Origin of the sequence: Nocardioides marinus, assembly GCF_013408145.1 — a bacterium.
In the GTDB taxonomy this organism is placed as follows: domain Bacteria; phylum Actinomycetota; class Actinomycetes; order Propionibacteriales; family Nocardioidaceae; genus Nocardioides; species Nocardioides marinus.
Genome location: NZ_JACBZI010000001.1, coordinates 188,971 through 207,666, shown reverse-complemented (window position 1 = coordinate 207,666; position 18,696 = coordinate 188,971). Strand labels below are relative to the sequence as shown.

Below are 18,696 nucleotides of genomic sequence, written 5' to 3'. Positions count from 1 at the left end.
CACGAAGACACTGGGAGACACACCATGGCAGGACACCGATCCGGACGCTGGCAGCGGGGCACAGCCCTGGTGCCCCTCGCGCTCGTGTCGGCAGCATGGACCGCGAGCCTGGTCTCGGCACCCGCCGTGAGCACGGTCGCCTCCGGCACCGACGAGATCCCGGCCGCTGCGCTGCCCGACGGCACCTCGGTGCCCTCCGAGGCCATCGAGGCCCCGGCCTCGGTCTCCACCGGCGCCCTGGCCGCCGGCATCGGCGACAAGAACCCCACCCAGGTCGTCGCCACCTCCTCGACCTCCGGCATTCCCGCCGCCGCGCTCGCCGCCTACCAGCGCGCCGAGACCGTCATCAACGCCGCCGACGAGACCTGCAACCTGACCTGGCAGCTCGTCGCGGCCATCGGGCGCGTGGAGTCCAACCACGGCCGCTTCGGCGGCTCGGTGCTCGACAACGAGGGCATCGCCACCCCCGGCATCTACGGCCTCCCGCTCAACGGCACCAAGGGCACCGCCGCGATCTCCGACACCGACGGCGGCCAGCTCGACAACGACTCCCGCTGGGACCGCGCGGTCGGCCCGATGCAGTTCATCCCCTCGACCTGGTCGGTCGTGGGTGTGGACGCCGACGGCGACGCCCAGCGCAACCCCCAGGACATCGACGACGCCGCCCTGGCCACCGCGGTCTACCTCTGCTCCGGCGGCGACGACCTCTCCACCACCACCGGCCAGGAGAAGGCGGTCTACCGCTACAACCACTCCTGGGCCTACGTCGACCTGGTCCTGCAGGTCATGGACGCCTACGCCTCGGGTGACTACACCTCGATCCCGACCTCGGTGTCCGCGGCCGCCGCGATCAGCCCCGACCCGAAGTACACCCCCGCCCCGGTCAAGACCGCCAAGCCCGACAAGGGCGGCAACAACGCCGTGGCGCCGGCCCCGCAGCCCAGCCAGCAGCCGGCCCAGCCCCAGCCCTCCACCGGCGGCGGCGACGGCGGCACCAAGGACGACGACAAGCCCAAGGGCGGCCTCGGCATCCCCGGCGCCCCCACCGTCACCCTGCCCACGCTGCCCACCACCGGCGTCACCGTGGTCGACGAGACCCTGAGCTACGCCCAGGCCGTCCTGCAGTGCACCTTGGACGGCTACATCGACAACATCCTCAAGAACGACGACCCGTTCGACCAGTGCGTCGAGGACTACATGAACGGCGACAAGAAGAAGGGCTGACCACCGCCCACCAGACAGCCCGAGGGGGCAGGACGCTCGACGTCCTGCCCCCTCGGTGCGTCTGGGGATGCCTGGGTGCCTGGGTGCCTGGGTGCCTGGGTGCCTGGGTGCCTGGGTGCCTGGGTGCCTGGGTGCCTGGGTGCCTGGGTGCCTGGGTGCCTGGGTGCCTGGGTGCCTGGGTGCCTGGGTGCCTGGGGATGCAACACGTTGCATTGCCGGCACATCGGGTCGAACCGGCGTATTGATACGCCGGCTCGGCGAGCGCAGTCGGTCGAACCGGCGTATTGATACGCCGGCTCGGCGCAAGACAGGCGCCGCGCGGGCGACGGGGACGGCCGGACGCGGCGGCGCACCCCCGGCGGAGGGTGGATGGGCCTGGCCCCCCTGGAGCGACGAAGGAGCGGAGGGGGTGGTTCCCCTCCGCCGGGGGTGCGCCGCGGCGGGAGGACGTTCCCGACGCCCCACCACCGACCGGACACACCACCGACCGGACACACCACCGACCGCCCCACCGACCGCCCCACCGACCGCCCCACCGACCGCCCCACCGACCGGCGGAAGGATGCGCCGGCTCGGCTTACCAGCCCCGTCGAACCGGCGTATTGATGCGCCGGCTCGGCGGTCAGCGGGTCAGGAGACGGGCGGCCTCGGAGGCCCAGTAGGTGAGGATCACGTCGGCGCCGGCGCGGTGGATCGAGGTGAGGGTCTCGAGGATCGCCGCCTCGCGGTCGATCCAGCCGCGCTCGGCCGCGGCCTCGAGCTGGGCGTACTCCCCCGACACGTTGTACGCCGCCACCGGCACGTCCACGGCCTCCCGCACGCGCCGCACGACGTCGAGGTAGGGCAGGGCCGGCTTCACCATCACCATGTCGGCTCCCTCCTGCACGTCCAGCAGCGCCTCACGCACGCCCTCGCGGGCGTTGGCGGGGTCCTGCTGGTAGGTGCGCCGGTCCCCGACCAGCGAGGAGTCGACCGCCTCGCGGAAGGGCCCGAAGAAGGCCGAGGCGTACTTCGCGGAGTAGGCCAGGATGCCGACGTCGGTGTGCTCGAAGGCGTCCAGGGCATCGCGGATGACCCGGACCTGCCCGTCCATCATGCCGCTGGGGCCGACCATGTCGACGCCGGCGTGCGCCTGGGCACGGGCCATGTCGGCGTACGCCGCCAGCGTCTGGTCGTTGTCCACGCGACCATCGGCGGTGAGCACGCCGCAGTGGCCGTGGTCGGTGAACTCGTCGAGGCACAGGTCGCTCATCACGGTCAGCTGGTCGCCCACCTCGGCCACGACGTCGGTGATGGCGAGGTTGAGGACCCCGGAGGGGTCCAGGGCGCCGGAGCCGGTGGCGTCCTTGTGCTCGGGGACGCCGAACAGCATCACTCCCCCGAGGCCGAGCTCGGCGGCCTCGGAGACCGCGGCCAGCAGGGAGTCGCGGGTGTGCTGCACGACCCCGGGCATCGAGGAGACCGGTCGTGGCTCGGTGAGGCCCTCGCGGATGAAGACGGGCAGGACGAGCTGGCGGGCCTGCACCTGCTGCTCGGCGACCATGCGGCGCAGCGCGGGGGTGGTGCGCAGCCGGCGGGGTCGCACCAGCGGGGGGACGACGGGGGCGGGGACGGGGTGCTCGGTCACGGACCGATCCTGTCAGGTCCGCGTGACCTGGACACGACAGTGGCCGCCACCCCGCGTGTGCGTGGGGTGGCGGCCGCTGTCGCTGGCTGGCGGGCCGGTGGGCCCGGACCTCACTCCGCCTTGCGGCGGCGGGCCGAGGTCTTGCGGTCCGACGGCTTGGTCACCGGCTGGCCGGCCTCCACGAGCGAGGCACGGCGCGCCGCACCGAAGTCGGCGAGGGCGTCGACGAGCACCTCGACGTCGGGCTTGGAGGCCATGACGTCGACCCGCAGGCCGTGCTCCTCGGCGGTCTTGGCCGTCGCGGGGCCGATCACCGCGATCACCGTCGAGGCGTGCGGCTTGCCGGCGATGCCGACGAGGTTGCGCACGGTCGAGGAGGAGGTGAAGACCACCGCGTCGAACTTGCCGGTCTTGATCGCGTCGCGGGTCGGCGCCGGCGGCGGGGCGGCCCGGACGGTGCGGTAGGCCGTGACGTCGTCGCACTCCCAGCCGAGGTCGATGAGGCCCGCGACGAGGTTCTCGGTGGCGATGTCGGCACGCGGCAGGAAGACCCGGTTGATCGGGTCGAGCTGCTCGTCGTACTCAGGCCACACGTCGAGCAGGCCGACGGCCGACTGCTCCTCGGTGGGCACGAGGTCCGCGCGCAGGCCCCAGGCGGCGATCGCGGCGGCGGTCTTGTCACCGACGGCGGCGATCTTGAGGCCGGAGAAGGCCCGGGCGTCGAGGCCGTACTCCTCGAACTTCTCGCGCACGGCCTTGACCGCGTTGACCGAGGTGAAGGCGATCCACTCGTAGCGGCCCTCGACCAGGCCGCGGACGGCCTTGTCCATCTGCTGGGGGTTGCGCGGCGGCTCGACGGAGATCGTGGGGACCTCTTCGGGGATGGCGCCGTAGCCGCGCAGGTTGGCCGAGAGCGCACCGGCCTGCTCCTTGGTGCGCGGCACCAGCACCCGCCAGCCGAACAGCGGCTTGGTCTCGAACCACGACAGCGTCTGGCGCAGGTCGACGACCTTGCCGATGACGATGACGGCAGGGGGCGCGATCCGGGCGGCGCGGACCTCGGCGGCGACGTCGGCCAGCGTCGAGGTGACCGTCGACTGCTCGGTGGTGGTGCCGACCCGGGTCACCGCGACCGGGGTGGTGGCCGGGCGGCCGGCTGCGACGAGCTGCTTGGCGATGTCGCCGATCTGGCCGACGCCGGAGAGCAGCACCAGGGTGCGGTCGTCGGCGTAGCGGCTCCAGTCGACGGTGCCGTCGCAGGTCACCACGGCGACCTCGCGGTGGTCCTTGCTGGTCAGCGGGATGCCGGCGTACGCCGGGACGCCGGCGACCGAGGAGATGCCGGGGACGATCTCGAAGCCGATGCAGGCCTTGGCGCAGGCCTGGGCCTCCTCGGGCCCCGAGGCGTAGGTGAAGGGGTCGCCGGTCATCAGCCGGACGACCCGCCCGCCCTTCTTGGCGTGCTTGACCACGACCTTGGCGCGGGCGGCGTGGGTCAGCGGCTGGCCGTCCTCACCGAAGCCGCCGTCCACGATCTCGGGGCCGGCGGTCTCGTCGGCGACGTCGACGCCGACCACGCGACGCACGAGCTCGGCGTGCTCGGGTGACTCGGTCACGACGACCTCGGCCTGCTTGAGCAGCTCGACGGCGCGGACGGTCAGCAGCTCGGGGTCGCCGGGGCCGGCGCCCACGAACGACACCCAGCCGACGCGGGCGGTGGTGGGGGTTTCGCTTCGAGCGGTGGTCTTGCCTCGGGTCATGCTTGTGGCACCTGTCCTGATTCGATGGCCGGACCTGGCTGGCCCAGCTGTCCTGCCCCGTCGGCGAGCATCTCCTGCGCCAGACGGGCACCGACGCCGTGGGCGTCGGCAGGCGAGCCGGTGGCGGACATCCGCACCGAGAGCGCCCCATCGGGTGACAACGCGATCGCGCGCACCCACAACTCTTCCTCGTCCTCCCCCTCGACGATCTCCGCGAGCGCCCCGATCGGCGCGGAGCAGCCGCCCTCGAGGGTCGCGAGCACCGCGCGCTCGGCGTCGACGGCCGCGCGGGTGCGCGGGTCGTCGAGGACGGCGAGCGCCTCGAGCAGGTCGGTGTCGTCGCTGCGGCACTCGACCGCCAGGGCGCCCTGGCCGGGCGCGGGGAGCAGCTGCAGGGGGTCGAGGACCTCGGTGGCCTCCTCGACCCGCCCGATCCGGGCCAGGCCGGCGCGGGCCAGCAGCACGGCGTCGACGGTGCCCTCGCGCACGGCGCGGATGCGGGTGTCGACGTTGCCGCGGATCGGGACGACCTCCAGCCCCAGGCCCAGCGCGTGCAGCTGGGCCTCGCGCCGCGGCGATCCGGTGCCGACCCGGGAGCCGACCGGCAGCTCGCCGAGGGTCATCCCGTCGCGGGCGACGACGACGTCGCGGGGGTCCTCACGCGGGGGGACGACGACCAGCGTCACGCCCTCGCAGGGGTAGGTCGGCAGGTCCTTGAGAGAGTGCACCGCGAGGTCGACCTCCCCGGCCAGGAGCGCGTCGCGCAGGGCGCTGACGAACACCCCCGTCGTGGCACTGCCGACCAGGGGCGTGCCTGCGGCCTGGCTGCGGTCCCCGTCGGTGGTGATCTCGACCAGCTCGGTGTCCAGGCCCAGCCCCTGGACCATGTCGGCGACGTGGCCGGACTGGGTGGTCGCGAGCAGGGAGCGTCGGGTGCCGACGCGGACCGCGCGCGAGGTCGGGGCGCTCATCGGCTCTTCTCCTCGGGCACGGTGGGGCTGGTGACCGCGGTGACGGCGTCGGGGTCGAGCGCGAACAGCTCGGCCAGCGCGGCGGCGTAGGAGACCGCGCCGGTCTCGTTGGCCAGCTCCCGCACGCGCACGGTGGGCTCGTGGAGCAGCTTGTCGGCGACGCGGCGCACGGCGTGGAGCACCTCGGCACGCACCATGGGGTCGAGGTCGGGCAGCCGACCGTCGAGCCGGGTCATCTCCGCGTCGACCACCGAGGTGGCCATCGAGCGCAGGGCGACGACGGTGGGGGTGACGCTGGCCTGGCGGCGCGCGGTCAGGAAGGCCGAGACCTCCTCGGTCACGATCGCGCGGACGGCGGCGATCTCGACCCCGGCCTCGGACTCGTGCAGTCCGGCGGAGAGCTCGGCGAGGTTGACCAGGGTGACGCCGGGCAGCTCGGCGGCGGCCGGGTCGACGTCGTGTGGCAGCGCGAGGTCGATGATCGCCAGCGGGCGCCCGTCGGGGCGGGCGGCGCGGACCAGGTCGGCGTCGACCTGGACGCCGGTGGCACCGGTGCAGGTGATGAGCAGGTCGACACCGGCCAGCTCGGAGGCCAGCGAGTCCACGGGCGCCGGGCGGCCGGCGTACTCCGCGGCGAGGCGGGCGGCGCGCTCCGGCGTGCGGTTGAGGACGACGATGTCGTCGGCGCCCAGGCGCGAGACCGTGGCGGTGGCCAGCCCGGCCATCGCCCCGGCGCCGAGCACGGCGACGGAGCGGCCGGCGACGTCGCCGAGGACGGGCCGGGCGCGGTCGAGCGCGGCGGTCACCAGCGAGGGGGCGGCCCGGTCGATGCCGGTCTCGGCGCGCGAGCGCTTGCCCACGCGCAGCGCCTGCTGGAACAGCCCGTTGAGGGCGGGGCCCACGGTGCCGAGCTCCTGGCCCACCCGCAGCGCCTCGCGGGTCTGGCCCAGGATCTGGCCCTCGCCGACGGCCATCGAGTCGAGTCCGGCGGCGACCTGGAACAGGTGGGCGACCGCGCCGTCGTCGTAGTGGACGTACAGGTGCGGGAGCAGCGCCTCGGTGGAGACGCCGGAGCGCTGGACCAGCAGGGTGGAGAGCTGCTCGACCGAGCCGTGGAAGCGCTCGACGTCGGCGTAGATCTCCAGGCGGTTGCAGGTGGAGATGACCGTCGCCTCGGCCACGTGGGCGCAGCCGGCGGCGTCGGCGACCAGCTTGTGCACCGAGTCGGCGCCCGGGGCGGCGAGCCGCTCCAGCAGCGAGACGGGGGCGGAGTTGTGGGACACGCCCACGATCAGCACGCTCATGCCGGCGCCTCCACTCGGCCGTCGAGGTCGCCCAGTCCCCCGGCGTCACCGACGCCGTCGAGCGCGACCGGCTCCTGGCCGGCGGCCGAGGAGGACTTGCGCTGCTGGTGGTAGGCCAGGATCTGCAGCTCGATGGAGAGGTCGACCTTGCGCACGTCGACGCCCTCGGGCACCGCGAGGACCTGCGGCGCGAAGTTGAGGATGCTGCTGATGCCGGCCGCGACCATCGCGTCGGCGACGTCCTGGGCGGCGTGGGCCGGGGTCGAGATGACGCCGATGGCCACGCCCTGCTCCTCGACGATCGAGGCCAGGTCGCTGAAGGGCCGCACGTCGATGCCGGCGACCTGCTCGCGGTGCCGGCCGGGGTCGGCGTCGAGCAGCGCCACGACGCGGAACCCGCGGCTGCGGAAGCCGGAGAAGTTCGCCAGGGCGTGGCCGAGGTTGCCGATGCCGACGATGACGACGGGCCAGTCGTGGGTCACGCCGATCTCGCGGGCGATCTGGTAGCGGAGGTACTCGACGTCGTAGCCGACCCCGCGGGTGCCGTAGCTGCCGAGGTAGGAGAGGTCCTTGCGCAGCTTGGCGCTGTTGACGCCGGCCGCGCTCGCGAGCTCCTCGCTGGAGCAGGTGGGGGTGCCGGACTCGGCCAACGAGGTCAGTGCCCGCAGGTAGACGGGCAACCGGGCGACGGTGGCCTCGGGGATGTCCCGTGCCGCCTCGGTGGGGGTCCGTTCGGTCACTGCTCGCTCTCCAGCCCAGCCGTCACGGGTGGGAGTCGGAAGGGGGGTCGGCCGGGGCCCGGCGCGGCCCTCGCGACCGCGACGGCCCGATCACTGTAGGAGTTTGTGAACGGGAGAACAAAACGAGCAGGAGAGGTGCTAGCACACGTGGCGCAGGCCACGTCGCCCGGGTCGCGCGAGACCCCTCTCAGGGTGTAAGGGGACGCACGCACCGTCGGGCCGGCCCTCGGCCCGACGGACCGGACCCTCGCTCAGCCCGCGGTGAGCGCGGTGCGGAGGCGGTCGGCGGAGACCCGCCAGAAGTCGTGCTGGCGCCCGTCGACGAAGGTCACGGGGATCTCCTCCCCGAAGCGCTCGCGCAGGGCGGGGTCCTCGTCGATCGAGACCTCCTCGAAGGTCTCCCCCAGCTCCGCGCACACTGCGGCGATGACCACCCGGGCGTCGTCGCACAGGTGGCAGCCGGGGCGGGAGTAGAGCCGGACCCGGGGCGCCGCGCTCACAGCAGCTCCAGGTCCCGGCGCCGCTCGGCGGCGCGCAGCGAGCCCTTGCGGACCTTGCCGGTCACCGTGTGCGGGAGGGCGTCGACGACCTCGACCCGGCGCGGCTGCTTGAAGCGCGCCAGGCGTACGACGCAGCGCGCCCGCACCGCGGCCTCGACCGTGGCCGGGTCCTGGTCGGGCGCCACGACGTAGGCGACGACCGCCTCGCCGGTGTCGTCGTCGGGGACCCCGATGACCGCGACCTCGCGCACGCCGGGCACCTCGGCCACGACGTCCTCGATCTCGGTGGGGTAGACGCTGAACCCGCTGACGATGACCAGCTCCTTGACCCGGTCGACCAGGAAGAGCTGCCCGTCCGGCGCCAGGAACCCCACGTCCCCGGTGGCCCACCACCCGTCCTCGTCGGGGGCGTCGTCGCCGTCGGGCCAGTAGCCGCTGAAGAGGTTGGCGCCGCGGATGCTCACCTGGCCGGGGTCGCCCTGCAGGGGGGTGTGCCCGTGGTCGTCGACGAGCCGGATCTCGATGTCCGGCAGCGCGGTGCCGACCGAGCGGGGATCGGGCTGACCCGCCGGCAGCCCGCTCTCACCCGCGCCCTCCGCTGGGTCCCCGTCGTGGACGACCTCCTGCCCGTCGGCCGGCGCGGCGGGGACACCCAGGGTGCTGGTCACCACGGGCGCGGCCTCGGTCAGCCCGTAGCCCTGGTGCACCGCGATCCCGGTCGCCTCGTGGAAGGCCACCACCTGGTCGGGGTCCAGCGGCGCGGAGCCGGAGAGGACCAGCCGCACCGTGGCCAGGCGCTCGGCCAGCCGCTCCCGCCCGAGCACGTGCCCGATGACCGTCGGGGCGATCGGCAGGACGCTCACGCGCTCGGCGGCCACCAGGTCGAGCACGACCTCGGGGTCGTAGGCGTCGACCAGCACCAGGGTGGCCCGGTGCCGCAGGACCCCGCCTAGGACGGCGTTGAGGCCGTAGACGTGGAAGAGCGGCAGCGCTCCGAGCACCACGTCGCCGGGGCCGATCATGGTCGGCTCGACCCGCGCGACCTGCTCGACGTTGGCCAGCAGCGCCCGGTGGCTCAGCATCACCGCCCGCGGTCGGCCGGAGGCGCCGCTGGTGTAGAGCAGCGTCGCCAGCCGCTCGGGGTCCACCAGGGGCGGGTGCTCACGGCCCCGCTCGGCGCGCAGGTGGTCGTAGGAGCGCTCGCCGGGTCGCAGCGTGGTCCCGGCCACGACGACGCGGGGTACGACGGCGCGCTGGAGCAGCTCGTCCGGCAGCGTCCCGCCGGGCCGGTCGGTGGCCCCGGACAGCTCGGTCTCCAGGCGCGCGACGCCCGTGCGCACCACGTCGACCGCGACCTCGTCGGCGACGACCATCCGCGCGCCGGAGTCGGCGAGCATCCGCGCGACCTCCTCGGCGGTCGCGCGGGGGTTGAGCGGGACGGCCACGGCCTGCACGCGCAGGACCGCGAGGTAGGCGACCACCATCTCGGGGCGGTTGGCCATCGCGAGGGCGACCCGGTGCCCGGCGACGACGCCCGCGGCGACCAGCCCGTGGGCGACGCGGGAGACCTCCTCCTCCAGCTCGCCCCAGGTCAGCCGGGTCGAGCCGTGGACGAGCGCGGTGGCGGCGGCGTCCTCGGCGGCGGCTGCGGACACGAGGTCGACCACCGTGGCGTCGGGCGGCAACGGGGGTCTCGCAGGGGCCGCAGGATCCGTGGCGCGGTCGGCTGTTCCGTCCTGGGACATGCACTCGATCTTGGCACAGCGCCACCCCTGCGCGCGGCCGGTGCGAGCGCCTAGGCTGGGCCGGGTGACCCCGCCTCCTCGTCGCACCCTTCCCGACCTGCGCCAGCGCTCCGTCCTGGCCGGCGAGGCCGCGGCGTCGGCGGCCGAGGTGGAGGCGGCGCTCGACACCCCGGCGGACCCGACGTCGGCGGCGTTCTTCGACGTCGACAACACGATCATGCAGGGCGCGAGCATCTTCCACCTCGCGCGCGGCCTGCACCGCCGCAAGTTCTTCACCACCCGCGAGATCGTGGGCGCGGCCTGGAAGCAGGCCTACTTCCGGGTCGTGGGCGTGGAGGACCCCGAGCACGTGGCCGAGGCGCGCAACTCCGCGCTCGGCTTCATCGCCGGCCACACCGTCGCCGAGCTCGAGGAGCTCGGCGAGGAGATCTTCGACGAGGGCATGGCGCACCGCATCTGGCCGGGCACCCGCGCCCAGGCGCAGCTCCACCTCGACCAGGGCCAACGCGTCTGGCTGGTCACCGCCGCCCCGATCGAGATCGCCCAGATCATCGCCAGGCGCCTGGGGCTGACCGGGGCCATGGGCACCGTCGCCGAGCACCAGGACGGCGTGTACACCGGCCGACTGGTCGGCGACATGCTGCACGGGCCCGCGAAGGCGGAGGCCATCAAGGCGCTCGCGGCCCGCGAGGGCCTCGACCTGACCCGCTGCTCGGCGTACTCCGACTCCTACAACGACCTGCCGATGCTCTCCCTGGTCGGCGACCCGGTCGCGATCAACCCCGACGGCCGGCTGCGGCACCACGCCAAGGAGCAGGGCTGGCGGGTGCGCGACTACCGCACCGGGCGCAAGGCCGCCCGGGCCGGCCTGGTCGTCGGCGCGGCCGCGGGGGCGGTCAGCGGCACGGTGGCCGCCGGGGTCGCGCTGCGCCGGCGGCGCTGAGCCCCCTGACCGCCCCCGCCCCCCTGGCCGGTCACGGCCGGGTCACGGCGCGATCACGGCCCCCGGCACTGGTCTGGACCGGAGGCAGGCCGGCAGGCGAAGGCTCGGTGCACACCTGTGACGTTTTCGCGGAACGTGTTCCACGCGCCGCGCGGACGTCGTACGCTCGTCGGGCTTCATGGGGGGAGCACAACGGGAGGGTTCACCAATGGCGTTGCACGCCGAGCAGGTCGTGCGCGGGCTCGACGCCCTGCGCTCCCTGGTCGCCCACGCCCTCGTCGACCCGCTCTCCGGCTCGGCCGGCCCCGTCCCGGCGTTCGCCGGGGGCGGCCCCGTCCCGCACGACACCACCGCACGCCGGTTCCTCGGCCTGCTGGCCGAGGCCGTCGCCGACGACGACGCCCGCACCAGCGTCGGCACCGACGGCGGCGGGTACGGCGACTCCGACCTCGCCGCGTCGTCGGAGGACGACGCTGCCGACCGCCAGCGGCTGATCGCGCTGGTCGAGCTGGCCCGCACCGGCGACTCCGACGCCTTCGGCCTGCTCTACGACCACTACCAGCCCTCGGTCTACCGGTTCCTCTTCTACCGGACCCGCTCCAGCGCGCTGGCCGAGGACCTCACCTCGGAGACCTTCTTCCGGGCGCTGCGCTCGATGCAGAACTTCCGCTGGCAGGGCAAGGACTTCGGCGCCTGGCTGATGACCATCGCCCGCAACCTCGCCACCGACCACTTCAAGGCCGGCCGCACCCGCCTCGAGATGACCACCGAGGACATGGGCCAGCACGACGACGCCACCGAGGGCCCCGAGTCCACGGTGCTCGCCGGCCTCACCAACGAGATCCTGCTCAAGGCGCTCACCGAGCTGCCCGACGAGCAGCGCGACTGCCTGGTCATGCGCTTCCTGCAGGGCATGAGCATCGCCGAGACCGCCGCGGTGCTCGGCCGCTCCGACGGCGCGGTCAAGCAGCTGCAGCTGCGCGGGGTGCGCAACCTGGCCAAGCTGATGCCCGAGGGTCTGCGATGAGCGCCCCGCGCCGGACCGTCACCACCGGCCACGGCTGTTACCGAGCCGTTCCTGAACGGTGGATGAATCGTGCATCACACCCCGTAACCCGCCCCGTCGACCGGTCGTTGAGGCAGGTGTCGGGCCACCACGGCTCCGACCACCCGATCTCCGACACGACGACAGGACAGCAGCGATGAGCCCCGTGTTCTCGGCGCGACGACGCGCCGACGAGTTCGACTCCCTGGTCGAGGCCGCCGCCTCGGGCCAGCGGGTCGAGGACGCGCGCTTCGCCGAGCTCCTCGAGGTCGTCGGGACCCTGCGCACCGCGCCGGCCCCCGAGGCCCGCCCCGAGTTCGTCGCGGACCTGCGCTCGCGCCTGATGACCGCAGCGGCCGAGGAGCTCGTGCAGGTCTCGCCCACGCCGGCCGACAGGCTCACGGTCACCCAGCGTCGTACCCCGCGCGAGCGGCGGCTGGCCATCGCGGTCGGCGGCGTCGCCATCCTCGGCGCCACCACGTCGATGGCCGTGGCCGCGCAGACCGCCCTGCCCGGCGACGTGCTCTACCCGCTCAAGCGGGCCCTGGAGAACGCCCAGACCGGCGTGCGCGTCGACGACGCGTCGAAGGGCTCCTCGCTGCTGGCCAACGCCCGCGGCCGTCTCGCCGAGATCGACCAGCTGACCCGCTCCGAGCAGGGCCAGGACCTCGCGGCCATCGAGGACACCCTCGAGGCGTTCGCCCAGCAGGCGACCGAGGCCTCCGACCTGCTGCTGGCCGACTACGCCGAGACCGGCACCGAGACCTCGATCGTGGAGCTCCAGGACTTCACCGCGCAGAGCCTCGCCACGCTCGAGGAGCTCTCCGCGATCCTCCCGGCGGCCGCACAGCAGGCGCTGGTCACCGCCGGCGAGCTGCTGGCCCAGATCGCCCAGACCACCGTCTCGCTGTGCCCCACCTGCACCGGCGAGCAGATCAGCCGGATCCCGCGCTTCCTGGTCCAGGCGGCCGAGGACGTCGTCGGCACCCTGCTCAACCCGACCTCGACCACCCCGGTGGCCGACGCACCGGCGGCCACCAGCCCCGCGGCGCCCGCCAAGGGGGGCTCCGGTCCGCGTCCGCAGGCCGACCCGCCGCCCTCCGCGACGCCCGGCAGCCCGACCATCCTCCAGCCCCCCTCCGGTTCCACCGGTGGCGGCAAGGACGACGGCAAGGACGACGAGCCGCTCGGCGGCCTCGGTGACGGCACCCTGCTCGGCGGCACCGGTGGCGACACCGGCACCCCCGCCTCCGGCCCGGGCACCGAGAACCCCATCACCGGCATCACCGACCCGGTGCTCGAGCTGGTCGACGACCTGCTCAACCCCGACGGCAAGAAGAAGCAGTAGGGGCTGCGCCCGCCCCGGCCTGCTGGTCGGGAGGGTGACGTCGCAGACGCTCCTCGCACCTCGACGGGCGAACCGTCGCGCGCTTCCCGCGCCGCCAGCACCTCCGCGGGCCGGGGGATCCTCCGGCCCGGGGGGGGCTCAGCGGAAGACCGACTCCCGCTCCATCAGCAGCGTGTAGAGCTTCTGCTGGATCGTCTCGCGCACCTGGTCGGTGACGTTGAAGACCAGCATCGGGTCGTCGGCGGCGCCCTCGTCGTACTCGTCGGTGCGGATCGGCTCACCGAACTCCAGCAGCCACTTCGAGGGCAGCGGCACGAGGCCGAGCGGGCCCAGCAGCGGGAAGGTCGGGGTGATCGGGATGTAGGGCACCCCGAGCAGCCGCGCCAGCGAGGGGATGTTGCCGACCAGCGGGTAGATCTCCTCCGCCCCCACCACCGAGAGCGGCACGATGGGCACACCGGTGCGGATGGCCGCGGAGACGAAGCCGCCGCGGCCGAAGCGCTGCAGCTTGTAGCGCTCGGCGTAGGGCTTGCCGATGCCCTTGAAGCCCTCGGGCCACACGCCGACCAGCTCGCCGCCGCGCAGCATCCGCTCGGCGTCCTCGTTGCAGGCCAGGGTCGCCCCGCCCTTGCGGGCCATCGTGGAGACGATCGGCATCTTGAAGACCAGGTCCGCGCCGAGGGGCCGCAGGAAGCGGCCGGCGTGGTCGTGGATGGACACCATCGTCATCAGGCCGTCGACCGGCACCGTGCCCGAGTGGTTGGAGACCACCAGCGCACCCCCGTCGGTGGGGATGTTCTCGATGCCACGCACCTCGATGCGGAACCACTTCTGCGCGATGGGGCGCAGCGCGGCCATGAAGAACCGCTGGGTGACCTCCTGGTCGAAGCCGTACTCGTCGACGGAGTAGTCACCGGTGACCCGGCGACGCAGGAACGCGAGGAACCGGGCGAGCTGGACCTCCCACTCCTCGCCGAAGACCTCGCGGGCGGCGACCTGGAAGGCGGCCATCAGGTCGGCGGCGGGGATGCCGCCACGGGGGTGCCGGTCCCGGGTGCGGGCAGCGGCGCAGGGCGTGTCCGTCCCGCTCGAGCCGGGCGTCGCAGTCTCCGCCGTGTCCTGCGCCTGGACGTCGGCGTCGGGAGCGGCGGTCTCCTCGACGGACTGGCCGGCCTCCCCGGCCGCCTCCGGCTCAGGGGTACGCCGGGTGGCCGGTCGGGCCGCGGGTCCCTTGCCCCCGGCCAGGTCCCGCGCCGCGGAGGACGGCTGCTTGCCCGTGCCGCGACCGGGGCGGCCGCGGGTGCCGATCGGGATGATCTCGGCGTCACCCATGGTCTGCTCCTTCGCGCGCGGCGGCGACCGCGCGGGGTCGCCGGGGGGCGGGCTCGGCGTCGCCGACCGCGTCGAGGGGTGTCGCGGCAGGGTCCTCGACCTCCGGCAGCGCCTGGGCCAGGCCGGCCAGCACGCGTTCAGTGCGACCGCCCGTGGGGGTCAGCGTGGTGGCGAAGTCGGCGAAGCACTCGGCGGTGGTCATGGTCGGCTCGAAGCCCAGCTCGGCGCGCATCCGGGTGGTGTCGACGCCGCGGCCGTAGGTGAGGAAGCCCAGCTGCTCGGGGGAGAAGTCGGCCACCCGCGCCTGGCGCAGGAGGTTGCCGACGCGGCCGACGGCGAAGCCGGGCATGGAGACGGTGGGCCGCTGCAGGCGGCGCAGCGCCTGGGAGAGCATGAGGATGCCGTCGCCGGCGACGTTGAAGGTGCCTGCGACGTCGGCGCGCACGGCGTGCTGGAGCACCCCGTAGAGGTCGCGCTCGTGCAGGACCTGCAACCGGGCGTCGTACCCGAGGACGGTCGGGACGACGGGGAGCCGCAGGTAGGAGGTCAGCGGGCTGACCACCGCGGGGCCGAGCACGTTGGCGCAGCGCAGCGTGGTGACCCGGACGTCGGGGCGCCGGCGCGCGAAGCCACGGACGTAGCCCTCGATCTCGGCGACGTCCTTGGCGTACCCCGAGCGGGGTGCCCGTCGCGGCTGCATGTCCTCGGTGAACATCGCGGGGTCGCGGCTGCTGGCGCCGTAGACGGTGGTCGTCGACTTCACGACGAGGTGCTGCAGGCTGGCGGCGCGCTGGCAGGCGGCGAGCAACTGCATCGTCCCGATGACGTTGAGCTCCTTCATCGTGTTCCGCCCACCGGCCGTGCCGGGGGTGGCGATGACGCTCATGTGGACGACGGTGTCGACGTCCTCCTTGGCGATCACCTTGGCGATCACCGGGTTGCGGATGTCGGCCCGCACGAACGAGACGGCGCCGATGTCGCCCCGGGGCGGGACCACGTCGACACCGATGACCCGGTCCACGTCGGGGTCGGCGGCCAGGGTGCGCGCGAACTTGCGACCGAGGTCTCGCGAGACCCCGGTGACGAGTACGACCTTCCCCATGCCGCCTCCGGCTTGAGAAGCGCCCCGAGGGCGCATCCGACGGTGGACCGATGCCACCCGGGCGGCGTTGCCCGGGTGGAGCAGGTGAGGGAGCGGGGCGTCAGCGGTGCTGGGTCGAGGACCTCAGCGGCGCCGACGTCCGCCGCGGCTCACTTGCCGAGCTTGCGACGCTGGACGCGCGTCTTCTTCAGCAGCTTGCGGTGCTTCTTCTTGGCCATGCGCTTGCGGCGCTTCTTGATGACCGAACCCACGGTGTTCCCTTTCCAGCCTGGACGTCCCGCGCGTCGGCGCAGGACCCGCTCAGCCTAGCCGCCGGTCTGTGGAGCAGAAGAATCGGCCTCGGTCGGTGGGACCACCGGACCGAGGCCGCTGCGGGAGACCCGCCGTCGTCGACCACTCCGACACCCGGCGTCCGCGGGGTGCCGGGGCGCATCAGCCGACGTCGTAGAAGCTGTTCTTGAGGTACTCGTGGGCGTCGTGCTCGCGCACGCGGAAGGACCGTCCCACCCGCACGGCGGGCAGCTCGCCCGAGTGCACGAGGCGGTAGACCGTCATCTTCGAGACCCGCATCATGGCCGCGACCTCGGCCACGGTGAGGAACTTGGCGTCCGAGATGTCGTCGGAGGAGCTGCTCATCGTGCACACCGTCTTTCCGCACGACCCGTCCTCCGGCTTCCCCACCGGAGGTACTACGACCCGTGTCGAACAGTGAGAATAGAGCCTGATGTGACTCGTGGGGAAGGGGATCACTCGCGCGATCTCAGTTCTTCCGGCGTGTCGACTTGCATCAGGCTCCGTTGTGCCACTCGCAGAGGCCACGAATGTGCAGGTCAGCGGGGTGTTCAGGGCATCGGGTCCAGGCCGTGGAGCGGGAAGACCTCCATGCGGGTCGCGTGCACCGACCGGTCCAGCCAGGTCGAGGGGTCATAGCCCTCCGACCAGTCGCGGTAGGTCGGCGTACGCCCGTCGCCCATGCGGCGCGGACCGACCCGGCCCAGGCGGCGCTGCACGTGGTCGAGCCAGGCCGCGGGCACGTCGGAGGTGGGCTCGATCGGGCGACCGGCGACCTCGGCGAGCAGGTGCGTCCAGGTGCGCGGGACGACCCCGACGATCTCGTAGCCGCCGCCACCGACCGCGACCCAGCGGCCGTCGGCGACCTCGTGGGCGAGCTCGTGCAGGGCGCCGATGGCGGCGCGCTGGCCGTCGACGGTGAGCATCAGGTGCGCCAGCGGGTCCTCGGCGTGGGAGTCGCAGCCGTGCTGGGTGACGAGTACCTGGGGCGCGAACTCCCGCAGCAGCGGCGGCACCACCGCGTGGAAGGCACGCAGCCAACCGGCGTCGGAGGTGCCCGGCGGCAGCGGCACGTTGACCGCCGAGCCCCGGGCGTCGGCACCACCGAGGTCGGTGGAGTCCCCGGTGCCGGGGAAGAGCAGCTGGCCGGTCTCGTGCAGGCTGATCGTGAGCACCCGCGGGTCGTCCCAGAACAGTCGCTCGACGCCGTCGCCGTGGTGGACGTCGACGTCGACGTAGGCCACCCGCTCGACCCCCTGCTCCAGCAGCCAGTGGATGCCGATCGCGACGTCGTTGTAGACGCAGAAGCCGCTGACGCGGTCCTGCATGGCGTGGTGGAGGCCGCCGGTGATGTTGGCGGCGTGGTCGACCCGGCCACCCCACACCGCCCGGAAGGCCTCGAGGGTCGCGCCGACGACGTGGGCCGTGGCCGTGTGCATGCCCTCGAAGACCGGGTTGTCGTCGGTGCCGAGGCCGTGCGCGAGGTCGATGGCCCCGGTGGTCCCGGCCCGGGTGACGGCCTCGATGAGGGCGGCGTCGTGGACGGTCAGCAGCTCGTCGTCGCTGGCGACGGGGGCCGGTGTCGCCGCGAGGCCGCCCGGGCCCAGCACGCCCAGCGCCTCGGCGAGCCGCACGGTCAGGTCCACCCGGAGCGGGGACATCGGGTGGTCGGGCCCGAAGTCGTAGCCGGTCAGCAGCGGGTCGAACACGACCGTGGACCGGGCATCGCAGGCAGGCACGCGGCGACGGTACCCGCTGCCCGGCCCGCCCCGTGGCACGTACCACCCGTCCTCGGGCACGAGCACGTAGCCGGACGGACCGTTCCACCGCCGTGCTGGACCGCCCCCGGTGCGCCGAGGCGGGGGCGGGCCGCTTCGGTCCGTACGGCTACGGCGCTACTTCTTGAGCCGGCGCGACCCGCCGTGCCAGTCCTCGGTCCTGCCGACCTCGTCCTCGGCGACACCGAGGGCACGCAGCTGCGGCAGCTCGCGCAGCGAGCGCTTCATCTCCGCGAAGCCGGGGAAGGTCGCCAGCCCGACGACGTGGTCCCACAGCCGCAGCGCGTCCTCGTCGGAGGGAACGCGGCTGATGACCGGGCCGAAGAACGCCGCGCCCTGGGGCGGTGCGACGTGCAGGATCGGGGTCCCGACGTCCTTGCCGGTCAGCGAGAGCGCCTCGTCGGTGTCGGCCTGGATCGTCGCGTCCCAGCTCGCGTCGTCGTACGCCGCCGCCAACCCGGCCGGGAGTCCCGCGTCGGACAGCGCGACCTCCAGCACCTCGCGGCCGCGCTCGGGTCGCAGCGACTGCTCGGAGGGGTCGGCGTCGAAGATCCGTGAGCTGATGGCCGGGTAGAGGTCGGCCAGCACCTCGGCCCCGTGCTCGGCGCGGGCGGCGGCGCAGACCCGCAGCAGGTGCAGGCCCGCGTTGTGACCGTCCTCGTAGCCCTCGGGGAAGTGGGAGTCGTAGTCGATGTGGGAGTTCAGCAGTCGCAGGGAGATCAGTCGCCACTCCACGGCGTACTCACGCTGTCGCTGGACGCTGCGGACCCACCTCGAGGTGAGCCAGGCGAACGGGCAGACGGGGTCGAACCAGAAGCGGAGGTCGGGGTCGCTCATGGCTCGACCCTGCCCGATTGCCGACCCCCGCGGAACCCCTCCCTCGCACGCCGGCCCTCAGCACCCCGCTCGCCGAGCCGGCGTGTTGATACGCCGGTTCGACCCGCCGTACGCCGAGCCGGCGTATTGATACGCCGGTTCGACCCGCC

The 18,696-nt window shown here is 73.6% G+C and carries 17 protein-coding genes; 4 read left to right on the top strand and 13 right to left on the bottom strand.

The genetic code is table 11. The features are described from left to right. The first annotated feature begins 126 nt into the window (after window positions 1-126). Window positions 127-1,224, top strand: a complete 1,098-nt coding sequence (locus tag BKA05_RS01070; protein WP_343045462.1) for a lytic transglycosylase domain-containing protein — start codon at window positions 127-129, stop codon at window positions 1,222-1,224. Window positions 1,225-1,846: 622 nt separating this feature from the next. On the opposite strand, the gene hemB is transcribed toward BKA05_RS01070, so the two are convergent. The 7 genes from hemB to BKA05_RS01035 form a co-directional block, all read right to left on the bottom strand. Next, complete coding sequence (gene hemB / locus BKA05_RS01065; protein WP_343045461.1) at window positions 1,847-2,851, bottom strand: porphobilinogen synthase; 1,005 nt, start codon at window positions 2,849-2,851, stop codon at window positions 1,847-1,849. A gap of 110 nt (window positions 2,852-2,961) precedes the next feature. Beyond that, complete coding sequence (locus BKA05_RS01060) at window positions 2,962-4,611, bottom strand: bifunctional uroporphyrinogen-III C-methyltransferase/uroporphyrinogen-III synthase (RefSeq protein ID WP_179529770.1); 1,650 nt, start codon at window positions 4,609-4,611, stop codon at window positions 2,962-2,964. Further along, complete coding sequence (gene hemC / locus BKA05_RS01055) at window positions 4,608-5,582, bottom strand: hydroxymethylbilane synthase (RefSeq protein WP_179529769.1); 975 nt, start codon at window positions 5,580-5,582, stop codon at window positions 4,608-4,610. The genes BKA05_RS01060 and hemC overlap by 4 nt, the downstream gene beginning before the upstream one ends. Then, window positions 5,579-6,886, bottom strand: coding sequence for a glutamyl-tRNA reductase (locus tag BKA05_RS01050; protein WP_179529768.1), 1,308 nt, complete (start codon window positions 6,884-6,886; stop codon window positions 5,579-5,581). The genes hemC and BKA05_RS01050 overlap by 4 nt, the downstream gene beginning before the upstream one ends. Further along, window positions 6,883-7,626, bottom strand: a complete 744-nt coding sequence (locus tag BKA05_RS01045) for a redox-sensing transcriptional repressor Rex (RefSeq protein ID WP_179529767.1) — start codon at window positions 7,624-7,626, stop codon at window positions 6,883-6,885. Before BKA05_RS01045 ends, BKA05_RS01050 begins: the two co-directional genes overlap by 4 nt. A gap of 251 nt (window positions 7,627-7,877) precedes the next feature. Next, entirely contained in the window at window positions 7,878-8,126 is a 249-nt protein-coding gene (locus BKA05_RS01040) for a glutaredoxin family protein (RefSeq protein ID WP_179529766.1), read from the bottom strand. After that, window positions 8,123-9,871, bottom strand: coding sequence for a class I adenylate-forming enzyme family protein (locus BKA05_RS01035; protein ID WP_179529765.1), 1,749 nt, complete (start codon window positions 9,869-9,871; stop codon window positions 8,123-8,125). The genes BKA05_RS01040 and BKA05_RS01035 overlap by 4 nt, the downstream gene beginning before the upstream one ends. Before the next feature lie 64 nt (window positions 9,872-9,935). Between BKA05_RS01035 and BKA05_RS01030 the strand changes: the two genes are divergently transcribed. The 3 genes from BKA05_RS01030 (at window position 9,936) to BKA05_RS01020 (ending at window position 13,207) form a co-directional block, all read left to right on the top strand. After that, on the top strand, window positions 9,936-10,814 hold the full coding sequence (locus BKA05_RS01030) for an HAD family hydrolase (RefSeq protein WP_343045460.1): 879 nt from the start codon (window positions 9,936-9,938) through the stop codon (window positions 10,812-10,814). Between the two features lie 208 nt (window positions 10,815-11,022). Continuing rightward, a complete protein-coding gene (locus BKA05_RS01025; protein WP_179529763.1) occupies window positions 11,023-11,841 on the top strand; it encodes a sigma-70 family RNA polymerase sigma factor in 819 nt (272 codons plus the stop codon). A 175-nt stretch (window positions 11,842-12,016) separates the two neighbouring features. Then, window positions 12,017-13,207: a DUF5667 domain-containing protein gene (locus BKA05_RS01020; RefSeq protein WP_179529762.1), complete on the top strand. Its 1,191-nt coding sequence runs from the start codon at window positions 12,017-12,019 to the stop codon at window positions 13,205-13,207. 138 nt (window positions 13,208-13,345) lie between these two features. Here the strand turns inward: BKA05_RS01020 and BKA05_RS01015 are convergent, their stop codons facing one another. The 6 genes from BKA05_RS01015 to BKA05_RS00990 form a co-directional block, all read right to left on the bottom strand. After that, window positions 13,346-14,539 (bottom strand): lysophospholipid acyltransferase family protein, encoded by a 1,194-nt coding sequence (locus BKA05_RS01015; RefSeq protein ID WP_179529761.1) that lies wholly within the window; start codon window positions 14,537-14,539, stop codon window positions 13,346-13,348. Continuing rightward, window positions 14,532-15,641: an NAD-dependent epimerase/dehydratase family protein gene (locus tag BKA05_RS01010; RefSeq protein ID WP_179529760.1), complete on the bottom strand. Its 1,110-nt coding sequence runs from the start codon at window positions 15,639-15,641 to the stop codon at window positions 14,532-14,534. The genes BKA05_RS01015 and BKA05_RS01010 overlap by 8 nt, the downstream gene beginning before the upstream one ends. 149 nt (window positions 15,642-15,790) lie before the next feature. Next, window positions 15,791-15,892, bottom strand: a complete 102-nt coding sequence (locus BKA05_RS01005; RefSeq protein ID WP_008356322.1) for a 30S ribosomal protein bS22 — start codon at window positions 15,890-15,892, stop codon at window positions 15,791-15,793. Window positions 15,893-16,073: 181 nt separating this feature from the next. Next, window positions 16,074-16,277, bottom strand: coding sequence for a helix-turn-helix domain-containing protein (locus BKA05_RS01000; RefSeq protein WP_179529759.1), 204 nt, complete (start codon window positions 16,275-16,277; stop codon window positions 16,074-16,076). Window positions 16,278-16,483: 206 nt separating this feature from the next. Next, complete coding sequence (locus BKA05_RS00995) at window positions 16,484-17,671, bottom strand: acetoin utilization protein AcuC (RefSeq protein ID WP_343045459.1); 1,188 nt, start codon at window positions 17,669-17,671, stop codon at window positions 16,484-16,486. A gap of 156 nt (window positions 17,672-17,827) precedes the next feature. Continuing rightward, complete coding sequence (locus BKA05_RS00990) at window positions 17,828-18,547, bottom strand: mycothiol-dependent nitroreductase Rv2466c family protein (RefSeq protein ID WP_179529758.1); 720 nt, start codon at window positions 18,545-18,547, stop codon at window positions 17,828-17,830. Window positions 18,548-18,696 lie beyond the last annotated feature (149 nt).

Excerpts from the sequence above, each read along its gene's own strand:
- BKA05_RS01060 (WP_179529770.1), bottom strand. The coding sequence starts at position 4,611 with ATGACCCGAGGCAAGACCACCGCTCGAAGCGAAACCCCCACCACCGCC.
- hemC (WP_179529769.1), bottom strand. The coding sequence starts at position 5,582 with ATGAGCGCCCCGACCTCGCGCGCGGTCCGCGTCGGCACCCGACGCTCC.
- BKA05_RS01050 (WP_179529768.1), bottom strand. The coding sequence starts at position 6,886 with ATGAGCGTGCTGATCGTGGGCGTGTCCCACAACTCCGCCCCCGTCTCG.
- BKA05_RS01035 (WP_179529765.1), bottom strand. The coding sequence starts at position 9,871 with ATGTCCCAGGACGGAACAGCCGACCGCGCCACGGATCCTGCGGCCCCT.
- BKA05_RS01025 (WP_179529763.1), top strand. The coding sequence starts at position 11,023 with ATGGCGTTGCACGCCGAGCAGGTCGTGCGCGGGCTCGACGCCCTGCGC.
- BKA05_RS01020 (WP_179529762.1), top strand. The coding sequence starts at position 12,017 with ATGAGCCCCGTGTTCTCGGCGCGACGACGCGCCGACGAGTTCGACTCC.
- BKA05_RS01015 (WP_179529761.1), bottom strand. The coding sequence starts at position 14,539 with ATGGGTGACGCCGAGATCATCCCGATCGGCACCCGCGGCCGCCCCGGT.
- BKA05_RS01010 (WP_179529760.1), bottom strand. The coding sequence starts at position 15,641 with ATGGGGAAGGTCGTACTCGTCACCGGGGTCTCGCGAGACCTCGGTCGC.
- BKA05_RS01000 (WP_179529759.1), bottom strand. The coding sequence starts at position 16,277 with ATGAGCAGCTCCTCCGACGACATCTCGGACGCCAAGTTCCTCACCGTG.
- BKA05_RS00990 (WP_179529758.1), bottom strand. The coding sequence starts at position 18,547 with ATGAGCGACCCCGACCTCCGCTTCTGGTTCGACCCCGTCTGCCCGTTC.